At 70.1% G+C, this 15,420-nt stretch carries 17 protein-coding genes; 2 read left to right on the top strand and 15 right to left on the bottom strand.

Annotated elements, in window-relative coordinates:
- Window positions 1–354: 354 nt before the first annotated feature.
- Window positions 355–528, top strand: a complete 174-nt coding sequence (locus JHD63_RS18445; RefSeq protein WP_198972269.1) for a hypothetical protein — start codon at window positions 355–357, stop codon at window positions 526–528.
- 39 nt (window positions 529–567) lie between these two features.
- On the opposite strand, the gene JHD63_RS18440 is transcribed toward JHD63_RS18445, so the two are convergent.
- Together JHD63_RS18440 and JHD63_RS18435 are read right to left on the bottom strand one after the other, a co-directional pair.
- A complete protein-coding gene (locus JHD63_RS18440) occupies window positions 568–1,206 on the bottom strand; it encodes a hypothetical protein (RefSeq protein WP_198972268.1) in 639 nt (212 codons plus the stop codon).
- Window positions 1,203–2,477: an EAL domain-containing protein gene (locus tag JHD63_RS18435; protein ID WP_198972267.1), complete on the bottom strand. Its 1,275-nt coding sequence runs from the start codon at window positions 2,475–2,477 to the stop codon at window positions 1,203–1,205. Before JHD63_RS18435 ends, JHD63_RS18440 begins: the two co-directional genes overlap by 4 nt.
- A gap of 378 nt (window positions 2,478–2,855) precedes the next feature.
- Between JHD63_RS18435 and JHD63_RS18430 the strand changes: the two genes are divergently transcribed.
- Window positions 2,856–3,515, top strand: a complete 660-nt coding sequence (locus tag JHD63_RS18430; RefSeq protein WP_198972266.1) for a recombinase family protein — start codon at window positions 2,856–2,858, stop codon at window positions 3,513–3,515.
- Between the two features lie 13 nt (window positions 3,516–3,528).
- Here JHD63_RS18430 and JHD63_RS18425 read toward each other — a convergent pair whose 3' ends face one another.
- The 13 genes from JHD63_RS18425 to JHD63_RS18370 form a co-directional block, all read right to left on the bottom strand.
- A complete protein-coding gene (locus JHD63_RS18425; protein WP_370590573.1) occupies window positions 3,529–4,686 on the bottom strand; it encodes a YVTN family beta-propeller repeat protein in 1,158 nt (385 codons plus the stop codon).
- Window positions 4,687–4,892: 206 nt separating this feature from the next.
- Entirely contained in the window at window positions 4,893–5,729 is an 837-nt protein-coding gene (locus JHD63_RS18420) for a creatininase family protein (RefSeq protein ID WP_198972264.1), read from the bottom strand.
- Between the two features lie 160 nt (window positions 5,730–5,889).
- Entirely contained in the window at window positions 5,890–7,278 is a 1,389-nt protein-coding gene (locus JHD63_RS18415) for an FAD-binding oxidoreductase (protein ID WP_198972263.1), read from the bottom strand.
- A gap of 21 nt (window positions 7,279–7,299) precedes the next feature.
- Window positions 7,300–8,103: an ABC transporter permease gene (locus tag JHD63_RS18410; RefSeq protein WP_198972262.1), complete on the bottom strand. Its 804-nt coding sequence runs from the start codon at window positions 8,101–8,103 to the stop codon at window positions 7,300–7,302.
- 176 nt (window positions 8,104–8,279) lie between these two features.
- Complete coding sequence (locus tag JHD63_RS18405) at window positions 8,280–9,104, bottom strand: ABC transporter ATP-binding protein (protein ID WP_198972261.1); 825 nt, start codon at window positions 9,102–9,104, stop codon at window positions 8,280–8,282.
- Between the two features lie 14 nt (window positions 9,105–9,118).
- Complete coding sequence (locus JHD63_RS18400) at window positions 9,119–10,102, bottom strand: ABC transporter substrate-binding protein (protein ID WP_198972260.1); 984 nt, start codon at window positions 10,100–10,102, stop codon at window positions 9,119–9,121.
- 71 nt (window positions 10,103–10,173) lie between these two features.
- Entirely contained in the window at window positions 10,174–11,037 is an 864-nt protein-coding gene (locus tag JHD63_RS18395; RefSeq protein WP_198972259.1) for a creatininase family protein, read from the bottom strand.
- Window positions 11,038–11,203: 166 nt separating this feature from the next.
- Window positions 11,204–11,731: a RidA family protein gene (locus JHD63_RS18390; protein WP_198972258.1), complete on the bottom strand. Its 528-nt coding sequence runs from the start codon at window positions 11,729–11,731 to the stop codon at window positions 11,204–11,206.
- Window positions 11,728–12,981, bottom strand: coding sequence for an amidohydrolase family protein (locus JHD63_RS18385; protein ID WP_198972257.1), 1,254 nt, complete (start codon window positions 12,979–12,981; stop codon window positions 11,728–11,730). The genes JHD63_RS18390 and JHD63_RS18385 overlap by 4 nt, the downstream gene beginning before the upstream one ends.
- Before the next feature lie 43 nt (window positions 12,982–13,024).
- Window positions 13,025–13,612: an NAD(P)H-dependent oxidoreductase gene (locus JHD63_RS18380; protein ID WP_198972256.1), complete on the bottom strand. Its 588-nt coding sequence runs from the start codon at window positions 13,610–13,612 to the stop codon at window positions 13,025–13,027.
- A gap of 97 nt (window positions 13,613–13,709) precedes the next feature.
- Window positions 13,710–14,354, bottom strand: a complete 645-nt coding sequence (locus JHD63_RS18375; RefSeq protein ID WP_370590572.1) for a TetR family transcriptional regulator C-terminal domain-containing protein — start codon at window positions 14,352–14,354, stop codon at window positions 13,710–13,712.
- 118 nt (window positions 14,355–14,472) lie between these two features.
- Window positions 14,473–14,598, bottom strand: a complete 126-nt coding sequence (locus tag JHD63_RS24610; RefSeq protein WP_255519305.1) for a hypothetical protein — start codon at window positions 14,596–14,598, stop codon at window positions 14,473–14,475.
- Complete coding sequence (locus JHD63_RS18370; protein ID WP_198972255.1) at window positions 14,591–15,364, bottom strand: archaeosortase/exosortase family protein; 774 nt, start codon at window positions 15,362–15,364, stop codon at window positions 14,591–14,593. Before JHD63_RS18370 ends, JHD63_RS24610 begins: the two co-directional genes overlap by 8 nt.
- Window positions 15,365–15,420: the final 56 nt, after the last annotated feature.

Genomic DNA, 15,420 nt, shown 5'->3' with positions numbered 1-15,420 from the left:
CGGCATTGCGGGCCTGGGTCTGCCAGTAGGTCAGCGCGGCAATGGCCAGCATGGCCGCCAGCAGCAAGACGAACGCGCCCCAGACCTTGCGGGCGACCCGCATGTTTTCAAAGAAGCTCACGGTGGGATCCCTCTCGTATGTTCTCGAAGATGCTCACGATGCCGCTCCGTCCTGGGCAGGTCGCATGGGTCGCGCAGCGCAGTCCGGATCTTCCACGCCTTTGGGCCGGTCGCGGAGAAGCTTGAGCAAGTAGCCGGGGCAACGCTGGACAAGTCCCTCGCGTGCCGGGCATCCTGGGGACTTGTTCAGCGTGGTCCTCGCCGAGGGAGTTTATCCACGCACGCTCTGGCGGAATGCATGCCAGCCGTATTCAATTTATAACGCGCTGGTACCTTGACATCCATGACCCGCCCGAGGGCGACACCTCGGTGCCGCTGCAATTGCTGGCGCGCAGTGTTGGCTTCACCGACCCGGGACAGGCGCGGCATTTCGAGAGCCGGAGGCGTCTGGCTGGCGCCTGTGCCTGATCCATGACCCTTCCGGAGCAAGCGCGGCTGGATGGAGCGCTATCCGGCCCAACGGCGCAGGCCGTCGGCGTCATGCCCAGCTCGCCAGTGGCACGCCAACTCGCTCAAGAGCCCCGTCACCAAGGAGGCTTCCCCCGGCGACGGTTCGGACCTACGGCCTTGGCCCTCCGACTCCGCGTCGTGAGGGGGAGCTTGCGCATCCCCTTTTCCGGACGCATCGCCTCCCGCCCGCCTGTAGCGGCCGCGAAAATCGAGCAGCACCCTGCGCATGGACTGGCCATGGGCCACGCCTTGGCCCTCCAGGCGGGCCAGGTCGATGTGCGTCCATTCGGATTGCCTCGGGAAATCCTCAGCACTCCGAGGCCAGCCTGCCTCGACCCCAAGGACGGCGGATGCAACGGCATACGCATAGCATTCGATGGCGGCCTGGTCGCCCGCCTGCATTGCATAGCTCTCCCGGCGCCGACCCGACGGCCCCTCGATACCGGCGAGCCAGAGAAGTGCGGCCAATCCATCCAACGCCCGCTCCGGCGGGACGTAGGCACTGCGCGCACTGCCCAGAAAACCCAGGCTGGCCACACTGACGGCGTCATCCGGCGGCCACAGCCTTTGGCGCTTGCCCAGGGCGAGCATCAGGCGGTACATCCGCTCCTCATCCAGATCGTCGCCCTCATTCACAGCGTATCCCCTTCGAAGGCACACCCGCGGGACAGCCACAAGCGGGGGTTCATGGGCGCCGGCGGCGCGATGGCAAAGCCCTGCAGGCAGTCCGCCCCGACGCGCGAGGCGCGGTCCACGTCCTGGGGCTGTTCGATCCCTTCGGCCACGACATGTTCGGCGATGGCCTGGCAATAGGCCGCCAGGCTGGCGAGCCGCTGCTCGCCGCTGCGCGAGCCGCGCGCCGCGCGGATGAGCGAGCCGTCGAGCTTGGTCACCTGCGGCTGCACCGATTGCATGAACGCGAAGGAGCTGTGGCCGGCCCCGAAGTCATCCAGCGCGATCCGGCAGCCCAGGGCCTGCAGGCGGTGCACGAATGCGGTGGCCACGCCCGGGTCGTATTGCGCGGCGGTTTCGGTGATCTCGATGGTCAGACGGCTGGCGACATCGGGACGCTCGCGCAGTTGGGCGATGACCGAGGACCACCAGCTGTCGCCCACGAGGCTGAGGGCCGAGACGTTGCAGCCCACGCATGCCATCGGCTGGGCGCGCAGCCAGCGCAGCACCGACAGCACCACCACGCGGTCGAGTTCGCGCACCAGGCCCAGGCGCTCCAGCGCGGGAACCTTGTCGCCCATGGAGATCGAGGCCGTGCCCGCCGTCGGCCCCTGGCCTGCGGCCTCCTTGGCGCCGGGCTTGCTCAGGCGCAGCAGCGCCTCCAGGTACAGCACCTCGCTGTGGTCGCGGGCGTGCACCACCGGCTGCATGTCCAGGCTCAGCTCACCCGCGGCCAGGTGTTCGTACAGATCGATGGCGCAGGCCATGTCGCGCGCATAGGCCTCGCGCCATTTCACCCCGCGGCCCGGCGGCGCGAGGAACTGGACTTCGTCCAGCGGGCTCAGCTCCAGCTCCCAGCGATCGGGGGTGCTGGCGCGCGCCTCGGCGCTGCACGCGTGGGCATCGTCCACGCGGAACGCGCGCGACAGGCCCACCACCGGCAGCACCCGCAGGCCGCCACGGGGCAGGGTCACGGGGGTGGACAGCCACAGCTGCCAGTGCTCCATCCAGTCTTCGACCAGGCGATCACTGGCCCGCGCTTCGCCCCAGAGGAGGTCGTCCGGGATGTTCACCAGCAGCGTTGCCGCATCGAGCATCCACACCTCGCCGCCGAGACACAGCACCCTCAGCCGCAGTTGCGACAGCACCTCTTCGGCCACCGCCAGGCCGAAGGAGCCCGCCAGATGCGCGTGGTTGCGCAACTCGATCAGCATCTGCCGGTACGAACTGCCCATGTGCAACATGTGCGTTGTCGCGCGACTGTCACGCCTGCGTCTGGCTTGGCCCTGCACCAATGCACCACCATTCGACGTATCTACCTGCATCATTTCGCCGGCCTTGTCAAATTTGTGCAAAATGGTTCCTCTTGGTCACTATTTGAGGCGGTCGAAACAGGGGCGGGCGTTTGCTCTATCGACGACCTTCAGGCAGCATCTCTTGACTAGCCGACAAAAGGGAAGCATTTTGTCAAGCCTATTTTTTTGAGATCAGGTCGGCTTCAGTGACTTTATTCACTTTTTTGACCCTAGCGCGCGCCCGGCAGTGGGTGCGGGCCACTCCGAACCCATGCCTGAGAGGTTGTTATCTCGTAACAACACGCGGCGCGCCCTGTGATGCGTGACCAAGAAATCGGAAACGAGCCTTCACAGGACGTCCTCAAGGACCGTGATAAACCGCGCGAGCCGGGACGCACGCTGGGCTACGCACGGGTGTCCACCGAGGAGCAGAACCTGGACCTGCAGATCAGGGCCTTGAAGGGTGCGGGCTGCCAGGCCATCTACACCGACCACGTCTCGGGCAAGACGGAGTCCCGGCCGGGGCTGAACGAGGCGCTGGCCACGCTGCAGAAGGGCGACAAGCTGGTCGTGTGGCGCCTGGACCGCCTGGGCCGCTCGCTGGTGCACCTGGTGCAGATGCTCGAACTGCTGGGTGCGCGCCAGATCAAGTTCTGCTCGCTGTGCGAGCACATCGATACCGCGTCCTCGGGAGGCCGGCTGGTGTTTCACATGATGGCGGCGCTGGCGGAGTTCGAGCGCTGCCTGATCAGCGAGCGGACCCGCGCCGGCATGGCCGCGGCCAAGTCGCGCGGCAAGCGCATGGGGCGCCACCCGTCGATGGATGAAGAGCAGCAAGGCCGCGCCCTGCGGCTCATCGAGCAGGGCGGCTCGGTCGCCTCGGTGGCGCGGCAGTTCGACGTCACGCCGCGCACGGTCTATCGCATGCTCCGGCGGATGAGGCCGGCCGTGGCGCCGGGCGCGGCGTGCGGGCACTGAGGCTTCGCCGTCCTCAGCGCATGTTGCCGGTGTGCCCGAGCGAGTAGCGCCCGGGCTGCGGCCAGACGGTCAGGCCGTGCGGCTCGGCGCCGACCTTGATCTTGGTGACCTCGCCGCTGCGCGTGTCGATGTCGTAGACCACGTCGTCGAAGCGGCCCGACAGCCACAGGCGCGTGCCGTCGGCGCTGACGTTGCCCATGTCCGGGCTGCCGCCGCCGGGGATCGGCCACTGGGCCACCACCTTGCGCGTGGCGAAGTCCAGCACCGAGACGCTGCCCGGTCCGCCGCGCTTGCCGTGCACCTGGTGCGAGCCGCGGTTGGCGACGTACAGCCGGCTGCCGTCGCGGCTGGGATACAGGCCGTGCGCGCCGGGGCCGGTGGCGATGAAGCCGGTTTCCTTGAAGGCGTCGCCGTCGATCTCGAAAATGCCGTCGGCCATCATGTCGGCGACGTAGAAGCGCTTGCCGTTGGGCGAGACGCGGATGTCCTGCGGCATGCCGCCGCCCGAGAGTTTGAGGTAGCCCAGCACCTTGTGCTCGACCATGTCGATCTTGGCCAGGTGGCCGCCGAACTCGCAGGTGAAGATGGCGTAGCGGCCGTCGATGGCGAAGTCGGCGTGGTTGATGCCGGCGCAGTCGGGCGTGCTGAGCGAGAACTGCAGCGCCATGGTGTGCGGGTCGCGGAAGTCCAGGCGCTTCAAGGCTTCGGCGACGACGATGGCGTGCTTGCCGTCTGGCGTGAAGTACATGTTGTAGGGGTCGTCCACCGGCACCGGGGTGCCGGGCTTGCCGGTGAGCGGGTCGATCGGCGTGAGGCTGCCGTCCTTCTTGCCTTCGGCGTTGTTGGTGACCCAGAGCGTCTTCAGGTCCCAGGACGGCACGATGTGCTGCGGCGAGCGGCCGACCTTGAATTTGTCCACCACCTTGCGCGTGGCCGGGTCGATCACGTAGACGTCGTTGGAGCGCAGGTTGGGCACGTAGATGCGCGGCAGCGCGCCGGCCACGGCCGGGCTCAGCATGTGGGCGGCGGTGGTGCCGTAGAGGTTGCGCGCGTCGGGCACCGGCGGCGTGCCGGGCAGGGCGGGGGTGACCTGGGCCAGGGCGGCGGCGCCGCTCAGCAGGGCGGCGGCCAGCAGCGTGGCGCGGAAGAAGGGTGGGCAGGCAGGCTGCATCGAAAGCTCCATCACAGAAAAAAGCATCCGTTATTCATGATGCTACGGGTGATTACCCGCGGCGCCGGCAACAGAGAGGCACAGAAGGCCGCGGAGCAGGCCATGCCAGAAACACCGTGGAGCCGGCTTTGCCGGGCCACTGGTGTTGTACCCTGCAAGGGGGTTGGCGAAGACGCGAAACGCGTAGCCTGGGGGTGTTTCACTTTTCAGCGCGCAATATCGCGGCGCAGCGCGGCGACGGTATTGCGCACGATCAACTCCACGCCGCGCTGGCCGAGCGCGGCGCTGGCGCGGCGTGGGTCGCCGCCGTAGACGCCGTCGGCCGAGCCTGGCCGGGCGGCATTGCGCAGGCTGCGCACGGAATCGGGCGCCACCGCCAGTTGCAGCGCGGCGTCGGCCAGGCCGGCGTGGCTGCCGATCTCGTCGCCACGGAAACCCTGCTCGCGCAGGAGGGCGTCGAAGCCCTCGGTGCTGGCGCGGTAGTACTCGGGCGGCACCAGGGCCTGGGCGCTGCCGGCCCAGCGCCGGTTGAGCTGCGCGGCGGCGCGCTCCACGCTCTTGCGGTAGCCGCCGTGGTCGCCCAGGAACACGACGTGGCGCATGCCGTGCACGCGCAGGCTCTCGGCGGCGGACATGAGGGTCTGCACGAAGACTTCTTCCGGCACGGTGATGGTGCCGGGAAAGCGCATGTGCGAACTCGGCGGCGCCGTGCCGCCCTCGGGCACGTAGGCGACGACCGGGGCCAGCAGCGCGTGGCCCAGTGCCTCGGCGATCTGCTGGGCGATGACGCGCACGCGCTGGTTGTGCTTGCCCAGGGCGATGAAGGGGCCGCTCTGCTCGACGCCGCCAATGGGCACGATCAGCGTGGTGCTGCCGGCCTGGATGCGGTCGCGCAGCTCGGTCCAGGTCAGGTCTTCGAGCCAGACGCTGGCGGGGCCGGCGCCGGCCGGCGCGGCGGACAGGGCCGGCAGCGCGGCGAGTCCGCCGGCAGCGGTCAGAAACTGCCCCAATGCGGCACGCCGCCCCTTGCCTGAAACCGCCATCCCTGCTCCTTCCCTTTGCGGAAGCAGCGATTGGACAAGAGCATTGTTTCCGCGTCGCAGCCAACTTGTAAGCGTTGGTGCCCGTGGGAACGGATTCTTGAATGAAAAGTGGCTGTAGCCCAGGTTTTTCCTTGGCCGTAAGCTATCATAAATATAGCAATCAGGCGGCCAAGGGCTGCGCCTGCGACGCCTGTTCCCAGCCGCGCAGCTTGCCGGGGTTGAGCAGGCCCTGCGGGTCGAGGCGGCGCTTCATCTCGACCACCCCGGGGTTGAGCCGGCCCTGCTTGCCGTCCTCGACGATGTAGACGTGCGGGTTGTTGACGTGCACGCCGTGCGCGCGGTGGATCTGCATGATCTGCTCGAGCCGCTCCTCGGTGCTGAAGCGCACCAACTGAAGGCCGCTGCAGGTGAGGGCGCCGTCCTTGGTGCGCAGGAATTCCAGGTGCATCAGCACCTCGCCGCCGAGCGCCCGCTCCAGTGCCTTGACCTGCTCGACGTGGCGCGCCGGGTCGAAGCCGGTCTGCAGGTAGGTCAGGGTGGGGTCGAGCTTCATCGCGTGCAGCGTGGTGTGGTTCCAGGTGTATTCCAGCAGCGTCTTCTTGCCGGCGCGCACCTCGTCGGCATTCCTGCGGTAGCCGATGCGGCCGCCGTGCGCGGCGACCATGGCCTGCACCGGGGCTTCGGACTGCGGCGCGATGGACAGCAGCAAGGCGTGGCACCCCGTGGGCAGCCATTCGGCCAGCGGCGCCAGGTAGTCGGGCACCGGCGCGCCGAGGAAGCAGACCTCCTTCTTGCTGATGCCGGGCGCCGCGGCCAGCGCGCTGGCGCACTCCAGCGCGGCGGCGTAGCCGGCATCGCCCGCGTCGAACAGCGCGATGCATTCGGTCCAGGGCGTGGCCGGCGCCAGCGCCACCTCCAGCTCCAGCACGATGCCGTTGGTGCCGTAGGTGTGGTGCAGCAGCATGGCCTCGGCGCCGCGCAGTTCCAGCACGCGGGGCTCGGGCTCCACCGTCATCACGCGCAGGCCCAGCACGTTGCCGGGCGCGGCCAGCGGGCCGTAGGTGATCGAGCCGGCACCGCCGAAGCCGCCGCCGAACAGCCCGCCCAGGGTGGCGCTGCGGAAGGTGGAGGGCAGCCAGCGCAGCTCCCAGCCGTGCGGCCGGGCCTCGTCGTCGAAGGCCGCCAGCCGGATGCCGGCCTGCGCCCGGCCCACGCCCCCGCGCACCCAGCCAAAGCCGTTGTAGGCCGACAGGTCCAGCACCAGCCCGCCCCGCAGCGGTATGCACTGGCCGTAGTTGCCGGTGCCGCTGCCGCGCACGGTGATGGGAATGCCCTCTTTCGCGCAGGCGGCCACCACGCCGCGGATCTCGTCCTCGGTGCGCGGGCGCACCGCGATGTCGGCGCGCTTGTCGGCGAGCTGGCGCTTGAGCACCGGGCTGTACCAGGCGAAGTCCTGCGACAGCCGCGCCACGCGCGAGACGTCGACGATCCAGTCGGCATCGGGCAGGGCGTCCTGCAGGCGTTCCAGGGGGGTGGCGGTGATGGTCATGCGGTGTCCTGGTCGGAAGGGTCAGTCGTGCGATTGCTCGCTGGCGTGCCAGGAGCCGAGCGCGCGGCGCGTGGCCCAGGCCATGGCGGCGAACAGCGCCACGCCGGTGAGCGAGATCAGCAGCAGCGCGGCGAACATGCGCGGGATGTTGAGCTGGAAGCCGGCCTGCAGGATCTGGTAGGCCAGGCCGGCGCCGATGCCGCCGGTGCCGGCGACGAACTCCGCCACCACCGCGCCGATCAGCGACAGGCCGCTGGAGATGCGCAGCCCGCCGAAGAAGTAGGGCAGCGCGCTCGGGATGCGCAGGCGCACCAGCTGCTGCCAGCGCGTGGCGCGGTTGAGGCGGAAGTAGGCCTGCAGGTCCGGGTCGATGCTGCGCAGGCCCAGCGTGGTGTTGCTGATGATCGGGAACAGCGCCACCAGCGCGGCGCAGATCACCATGGACAGCACCGGATCCTTGACCCAGATGATGATCAGCGGCGCCACCGCCACGATGGGCGTGACCTGCAGCAGCACGGCGTAGGGGAACAGCGCGGTCTCGATGCGCCGGCTCTGCACGAACAGGAAGGAGACCAGCACGCCAACGACGGTGGCGGCCACGAAGGCCAGCAGCGTGATCTTCACCGTGACCCACAGCGCCAGGCCCAGCGGCGCCCAGTCGGTCAACAGGGTCTGCAGCATCAGCAGCGGCGAGGGCACGAGGTAGGGCGGCAGATCAAAGCCGATGACCAGCGCCTGCCACAGCAGCAGCAGCACGATGCCGACCAGCGCCGGGTAGACGATGCGCTGCACGCGCGGCTGCTGCAGCAAGGGGGTGCGGCTCATGTCAATTCTCCATGGTGCCGGCCAGCGCCGGCAGCGCGTGCGCCACAAGGGCGCCGAAGGCCGCGGAGCAGGCCATGCCAGGACATCCGCGGAACCGGCTCGGCCGGGCCGTCGGATGTGCCCCCTGCAAGGGGGTGGCCGAAGACACGAAGTGCGTAGCCTGGGGGTGCTTCATCTCATTCCTCCGTGCTGGCGCGCAGGAGGCTGTCCTGCAGCGTCTTGGCGTGGCGCGCGAATTCGGGCGAGACCATGAAATCCGCGCTGCGCGGGTAGGGCGCGTCGATGTGGAACTGCTCGACCACGCGGCCTGGGCGCGCGGCCATCATCACCACGCGGCTGCTGAGGAACACCGCCTCGTGGATCGAATGGGTGACGAAGATCACGGTGAGCTTCTTGCGCTGCCAGAGTTCGAGCAGGTCGGAGTCGAGCTTGTGGCGGGTGATCTCGTCGAGCGCGCCGAAGGGCTCGTCCATCAGCAGCAGGTCGGGCTCGGTGACCAGGCCGCGCGCGATGGACACGCGCATCTGCATGCCGCCCGAGAGCGCGCGCGGCAGCGCGTCGGCGAAGCGGGCCAGGCCGACCAGGGCCAGCGCGTCGGCCACGCGCGCGTCGGCCTCCTGGCGCGGCACGCCGGCCAGGTCCAGCGGCAGGCGCACGTTGCTCCGCACGCTGGCCCAGGGCATGAGCGTGGGCGACTGGAACACGAAGGACAGCTTCTGCGCGCACTCGTGGAGCTGCGCCACCGGCTTGCGCCAGAGCAGCAGGCGGCCGTCGCTGGGTTCGAGCAGGCCGGCGACCATCTTCAGCAGCGTGCTCTTGCCGCAGCCCGAGGGGCCGAGCAGGGTGACGAATTCGCCCTCGGCGATCTTCAGGTCCACCGGCAGCAGGGCCTGGGTGCCGTTGGGGTAGGTCTTCTCGACCGACAGGCATTCGACGGCCGGGATGCCGGCCGCGGCCCGTCCGGGTGGCGCGGCCGGCGTGGCGGCTTGTGCACCGGTCATGGGGTGTTCCGTCCTCAAGGCAGGACCTTTGCGTCCTTGATGAAGGCGGTGCTGTAGGTCTTGCCGAGGTCGAGCTTGGCCGGGTCGAGCAGCTTGGCGGCGACCAGGAAGTCGTAGCTGGCCTTGCTGCGCGCGTCGGTGATGGTGCCGATGCCCGTGGTGGCGGCGTCGCCGCCGGTGACCATGCCCATTTCCTTGAGCTTGGCCACGCCGTAGGCGAGCTGTTCTTCGCTCATGTTGGGGTTGTCCTTCCTGATCAGGGCGTTGGCCGGCGCCGGGTCGGCCAGGTAGCTCTTCCAGCCTTCGGCGGAGGCCTTGAGGAAGGCGGCCACGGCCTTGCTGCGGTCCTTCAGGGTCTTGTCCATGCAGCTGACGGTGGTGGCGTAGGCGGGGTAGCCCTGGTCGCTGAACATCAGCACGTTGGCCTTGACGCCGGCCTTCTCGATGGCGAAGGGCTCGGAGGTCAGGTAGCCCTGCTGCGCGGCGTTCCTGTCGGCGACGAAGGGCTGGATGTTGAAGGTGTAGGGCCGCACCTGGCTGTCGGTGTAGCCGTACTTGGCCTTGAGCCAGGGCCAGAAGCTGAGGTTGGCGGCCTGGCCGATGAGCAGGGTCTTGCCCTTCAGCTGGTCCAGGCGGGTGACGTCCTCGTGCGCGATCAGCACCTGCGGGTCTTTCTGGAAGAAGGCGGCCACGGTGGTGATCGGCACGCCGCCGGCGCGCACCTGCATCATCTGCAGGTCGCTCGATCCCATGACGCAGTCGGCCTGGCCGGCGGCGGCGATCTGCACCGCATTGACCTGCGGCCCGCCCATCTTGATGGTGACGTCGAGCCCGGCCTTCTTGTAGAGGCCGGTGGCCAGCGCCTGGTAGAAGCCGCCGTGCTCGGCCTGGGCGTACCAGTTGGTCATGTAGACGAACTTTTCGTCGGCCTGCGCCGTGCTGGCGGCAGCCAGTGCAAGGGCAAGAAAGCCGAGGCGGGAAGCGGTGCGGTTGCGCATGGTGGGGCCTTTGGTGCAGGGTGGAGGGATGGGGTTGCGAGCGTGGGCGATGCAAGGATTGCGCCGGGCGTTCAGGCCAGCGCCGCGGCGCCCTGGATGAAGCCGGTCTGGTGGCCGCGCTCCCAGGTGGATTCCTCGCGCACCAGCCAGCGCAGCGCGTGCAGCTCGGCGAGCACCTGCGCCCAGCTCGCGGCCAGGGTTTCGAGGATTTCCACGCCCTGCTCGCGCGTGGCGCTGGTCGGGTCGCCGATGACGCCGCTGGGGCCGAAGTCGCGCGCGGTCCAGGCGCAGGCGGGGCGGCCGTCGGGCGAGAGCAGCTGGATCGGGAAGGGCGGCGGAAAGTTGGCGACGGCGCGCGCCATGTGCACCGTGTCGGGCGCCAGGGCCAGCATCAGCGCGGTCTCGGCATGGCCGGCATGCATGGCGAGCTTCTTCTCCTGCTCGCTGATCTGCCGGCCCGAGGCATTGGGCAGGCGCGAGACGCCGTGCGGCACCACCACGAAGTCGCCATGGCGCAGGCGCAGCTCGCGCGCGGCCATCTCCAGCACCTGGGGCTGGCCGCCGTGGCCGTTGGCGAACACCAGCTTGCGAAAGCCGGCGCGGTAGACCGATTCGCCGATCTCCACCACGGTGGACAGCAGCGTGGTGCCGGTGAGCGTCATGGTGCCGGGAAAGTGCAGGTGCTCCTCCGACTTGCCGTAGGTGATCGGCGCCATGGCGTAGGCCGGCACGCTCTGCGGCAGCAGTTCCAGCGCGCGGCCGATCACGCCCGAGGCGATGACGCTGTCCACCGAGCAGGGCAGGTGCGGGCCGTGCTGCTCGATGGCGCCGCAGGGCAGCACGATGACGGTGTTGGCGCGGTCGGGCAGCGCGTCGACCTCGGTCCAGCTGAGGTATGGCAAAAAGCGGTGGGGCGGAATGTAGCCGTGGAGCATGGCGGTCTTTCGGTATCAGTTATGCGTGGCGCCGGCCACGGAGAGGCACGAAAGGCCGCGGAGCAGGCCATGCGCGGACATCCGCGGAACCGGCTTTGCCGGACCGCAGGATGAGCCCCCTTTGAGGGGGTAGGCGAAGACGCGAAGCGCGTAGCCTGGGGGTGTTTCATTTGCTCGGGATGCGGGCGGTGGCCTCGACCTCGATCAGCACGTCGGCCGTGGGCATGAGGCCGCTGACCTCGACCACGGTGGAGACCGGCGGCTCGCCCGGGAAGAACTGGCGCCGCACCCGGCTGTAGAGCGGGAAGTGGTCCAGGTTCCTGAAGTACTGCACCAGCTTGAACACGTCGGCCATCTGGCCGCCGGCGGATTCGACGGTCTGGCGGATCATGTCCAGCACGCTCCAGCTCTGCGCGAGGATCGGTCCTTCCTTGACGTCGCTGGAGAACTCGCCGGTGCGCCCGATGCGCTCGGCCGCCTCGGGCGGGATGTCGGCATAGCCGCGCACGATGCGCCCGGCGGCCGGGTCGACCGGGATGACGCCGGACAGATAGACAATGTCGCCGACGCGGCGATACGCGGAATAGCGCGCGAGAGGCTTGGCCTCCACGCTCGGCACTGACGTGTGCTCGCTGCCCCCCAAGGGGGCGCTCGCGCCTTGGGGCGACCCGGCGGCGCTCAGATCACCACTCATGACAAGACTCCTTCAGTGATGGGCCGGCCCGCGCGCAGCACGGTGCGCGGCTGGCTGCGCGAGGGAAAGCCCCAGGCGTCGGCGGCGGTGAAGATCAGCAGGTCGGCCGCGTCGCCCGGCTGCAGCGGCAGGCGGCCCGGCGTGCGCGTGAGCCAGTCGGCGCGGCACAGCGCGTCGGTCCAGCGGTCGAAGGGCTGGTCGAGCTGCGCGGCGAGCACGCCCGCGGCCAGCGACTCCAGCGGGTCGTAGCTGCCGACCGGGCAGAACGGGTCCTGCACGTTGTCGCTGGCCACCAGCAGCGGGATGCCGCGTGCGCGCGCCTCCTTCACCAGCGTGAGGCCGCGCTGGCGCGGGCTGCGGCCGGTGACCGCGTCCTGCAGCAGCAGGTTGGTCAGCGGCAGCGTGACCAGCGTGATCGGCGCCTGCGCCACCGCGTCGAGCACGGCCAGCGCCTCGGCCTCGGGCTTGGCCGCCAGCGCGCAGGTGTGTCCGCAGACGGCGCGGCCGGCGTAGCCGCTGGCCTTGAGGTGGCGCGCGATCGCGGCCAGGCCCTGCGCGCCGGGGTGCAGCTCTTCGTCCACGTGCAGGTCCAGGTCCAGGTCGTGGCGCGCGGCGGCGTCCAGCAGATGCGCCAGCGCCTGCGGGTCCCAGTGGTGGGAGTGCACGAAGCCGCCCATCACCGCGCCCGCGCCGCTGGCGGCCACGCGGCGCGCGAGTGCGTCGGCCGTGGCGGCGTCGGCATGCAGGGAGAGCGGCACCAGGGTGACCCGCTCGATGGCGATGCGGCCGCGCCACTCCTCGGCCAGTTCGCGCAGCACCTGCCAGGCCACCGGCTCGGCCTCGGGCTCCCACCAGTCGCAGTGGGTGCGCAGCCGTGTCACGCCGGCCTCGTAGGCCCATTGCAGCGCCTTGGCGGCGCGCGCATGCACGTCGGCCGGCGTCCACTGCGCGCGGTCGGCCATCATGGCCTCGATGGCGCCGAGCAGGCCGGGCCGGACCGCGCCCATGCGCGGCAGGGTGAAGGTCTTGTCGAGATGGGTGTGGGCGTCCACCAGGCCGGGCAGCACCGGCGCGCCGTGCAGGTGCCGCACCGCGTCGCCCGTGGGCGTGGGCTGGGAGGGTTCGATGCGGGCGATGCGGCCTTGGGTGATGTGGATGTCGGCGAGTGCAGGGTGCGCGCCCTGGCGCGGCCAGGTGGCGGGCAGCAGCCATTGGGGGAGGCGGGCCTGGTGGAGCAGGTGGTCTTGCATGGCTACTCCCGGCCCCCGCCCTGCGCAGGAGAACCAATCCCCCTCATGCCAACCGCTCCATCGCCCGCCCCACCTTCGCCCGAAACCGCTCCAGGCTCTCGGGCGTCGCCACGTTCATGTGGTAGTGCGCGTGGTAGTCCACCCTGGCGCGCGCGCCGGTGAGCATGCGCAGGTAGCGGGTGACGATCTTGCGCGGCGGGTCGCCCATGGCCCAGGCGGTCCAGCGCGGGCGGCCGTAGGTGACGACGGCGCTGATGCGCCGGATGTGGGTCAGGGCCGGCTTGACGTGCTGCGGGTCGCGGATGTCGAAGGCGACGCCGGGCATCAGCACACGGTCGCAGTAGCCCTTGAGCATGGCCGGCAGGCCGAAGCACCAGGTGGGAAAGCACAGCACCAGGGCCTCGGCCCATTGCAGCCGCTCGACGTATCGCTGCACCGGCACGCGGTTGGCCGGAACGTCGTGGTAGCCCAGGCGCTCCTCGCGCGAGAGCACCGGGTCGAAGCCCTCGGCGTAGAGGTCGCAGTCGTCCACCTCGTGGCCGGCCGCGCGCAGGCTCCGCAGCACCTGTTGGTGCAGGCTGGCGTGGTAGCTGGTGTCGACCGGGTGGCAGTAGAGGACGAGGACGCGCATTCTTGACCGTTTGATTTGATCGAACGGTCAGATTCACGCAAGGCCTGTGCCAGCGCCGCGCCGCAGGCGCACGGGCGCCACGCCGGGGGCGGGCGCCTCAGTCTGGTGCCAGGCCGCAGAGCAGCAGCACGGAATTGGTGATCTGGCGCGCGATGGGTGCGCGCTCGATGGGCGCGTCGGGCGGCAGGAGCAGCATCACGCGCGCCTGCACCTGGTAGTCGGCGTAGTGCTGGGTCATGGCCCAGATCTGCATCAGCAGCAGCCGGGCATCGACCCGCCGGATCAGGCCGCGCTGCATCCAGTCTTCGATCAGGCGCACCTTCTGGTCGGTGGAGGCGCGCGCGCGCGGCCAGTACTTGTCCAGATGGGCGCCGCCGGCCAGCAGCTCGCCGGTGAAGATGCGCGACAGGCCGGGATTGTCCAGCGCGTAGTCGAGCTTCTTGCGCACGTAGTCGCTCAGCACGCGCTTGGGGTCCATCACGTTCTCGTCGAAGGCGAAGGCGTGGGACCAGCCCTCCAGCACCGACGCCAGCAGCTCCTCGTACAGCTCGTCCTTGCCAGGGATGTAGTAGTGCAGCTGCGGCTTGGTCAGGCCGGCGCGCTCGGCGATGGCCTGGGTCGAGGCTCCGCGCAGGCCGTGCAGGCTGAACTCCTCGATCGCCGCCTCGCGGATGGCGGCCAGGATGCGCTCGCGCCCCAGGCGCTTGCGGGGCGGGGTCTCGGGTGGGGGAGCGGTGGACAAGGCGGTGCGGAGCGGCAGGGCGAAGGCCGCAGTGTAAGCACGATGTCTGCCGCCGCCGCCGTGCATTGCAGGCAAAAAGTGACTGTAGCCCAGGTATTATCTGGGCTTGTAGCTATGATTAATGTAGCAAAGACGACAGCGCCGGCCACGCGCCCCAGGCTAGGCACAGCGGCAGCACGAGGGCGCAGGCGGCCTTGCAGGCCACGCGGTGGGTGAAGCTGTTGGGCAGCCAGTGTTCAAGCATGCCGGCCTCCGTGGAGCGGGGCGCGGCGGCCGTGCGCCATGGCGCAGGCCACACCGCCGCAAACCAGGGCCGGCAGCAGCAGGCCCAGCGCCTGGTGCGCCCAGGGCGCGAGCGCATGGCCGGCGCCTTCGGCCGCCACCGGCAGGCTGTTGCGCAGCACCTCGCCCAGCAGCACCAGCAGGCCCGCGAGCGGCAGCCGTGCCAGGAAGTCCCGGCCATCGCGCCGCGCCCACAGCGCCGCCGCGCAGGCGGTGACACCGCCGAGCCAGGCCATCGGCACGCCGGAGCAGGGCGCATCGACGATCACCATGCGCCCGTCGACCAGGAGCGTGCCGCCCTCGCGCAGCACCGTGAAGAACGGCGCGAGCAGCCAGCGGCCGGCCTCGGCCGTGAGCCGGCGCAGCGGCTCGCCGGCATGGCACGGCAGCGACGAGAGCCGTGGCAGCGCCAGCACGGCCAGCCCCACCACCGGCAGCGCCGGCACGCGCTGCGCACCATGCGCGGGCAGAAAGGCCAGCAGCCCGCAGGCCAGCGCCAGCATCGAGATCAGTCCGCTGAGCAGCGCCGGCAGCGCGCCGCGCGTGGCCGTGGCCAGCACGGTGCCGGCCAGCGCCAACAGCAGCCAGGCCAGGCGCGGCGAGGCGAGCAGCGCGTGCCGGCGCCGCAGCACCAGCACGGCCAGCGTGGCGAGCGCCAGCAGGCCCGGCGCATCGCCCGGGCCGTGGGCCAGGCGCCGCGCCAGCCAGACCCTGTCTCTTATACACATCTAAAAGGGGGGGGGGGGGGGGGGGGGGGGGGGGGGGGGGGGGGGGGGGGGGGGGG

Origin of the sequence: Xylophilus sp. ASV27 (assembly GCF_016428875.1) — a bacterium.
Taxonomy (GTDB): domain Bacteria; phylum Pseudomonadota; class Gammaproteobacteria; order Burkholderiales; family Burkholderiaceae_C; genus Xylophilus.
Note: the sequence above shows the minus strand (reverse complement) of the source record. Positions and strands in the feature narration are given on the sequence as shown.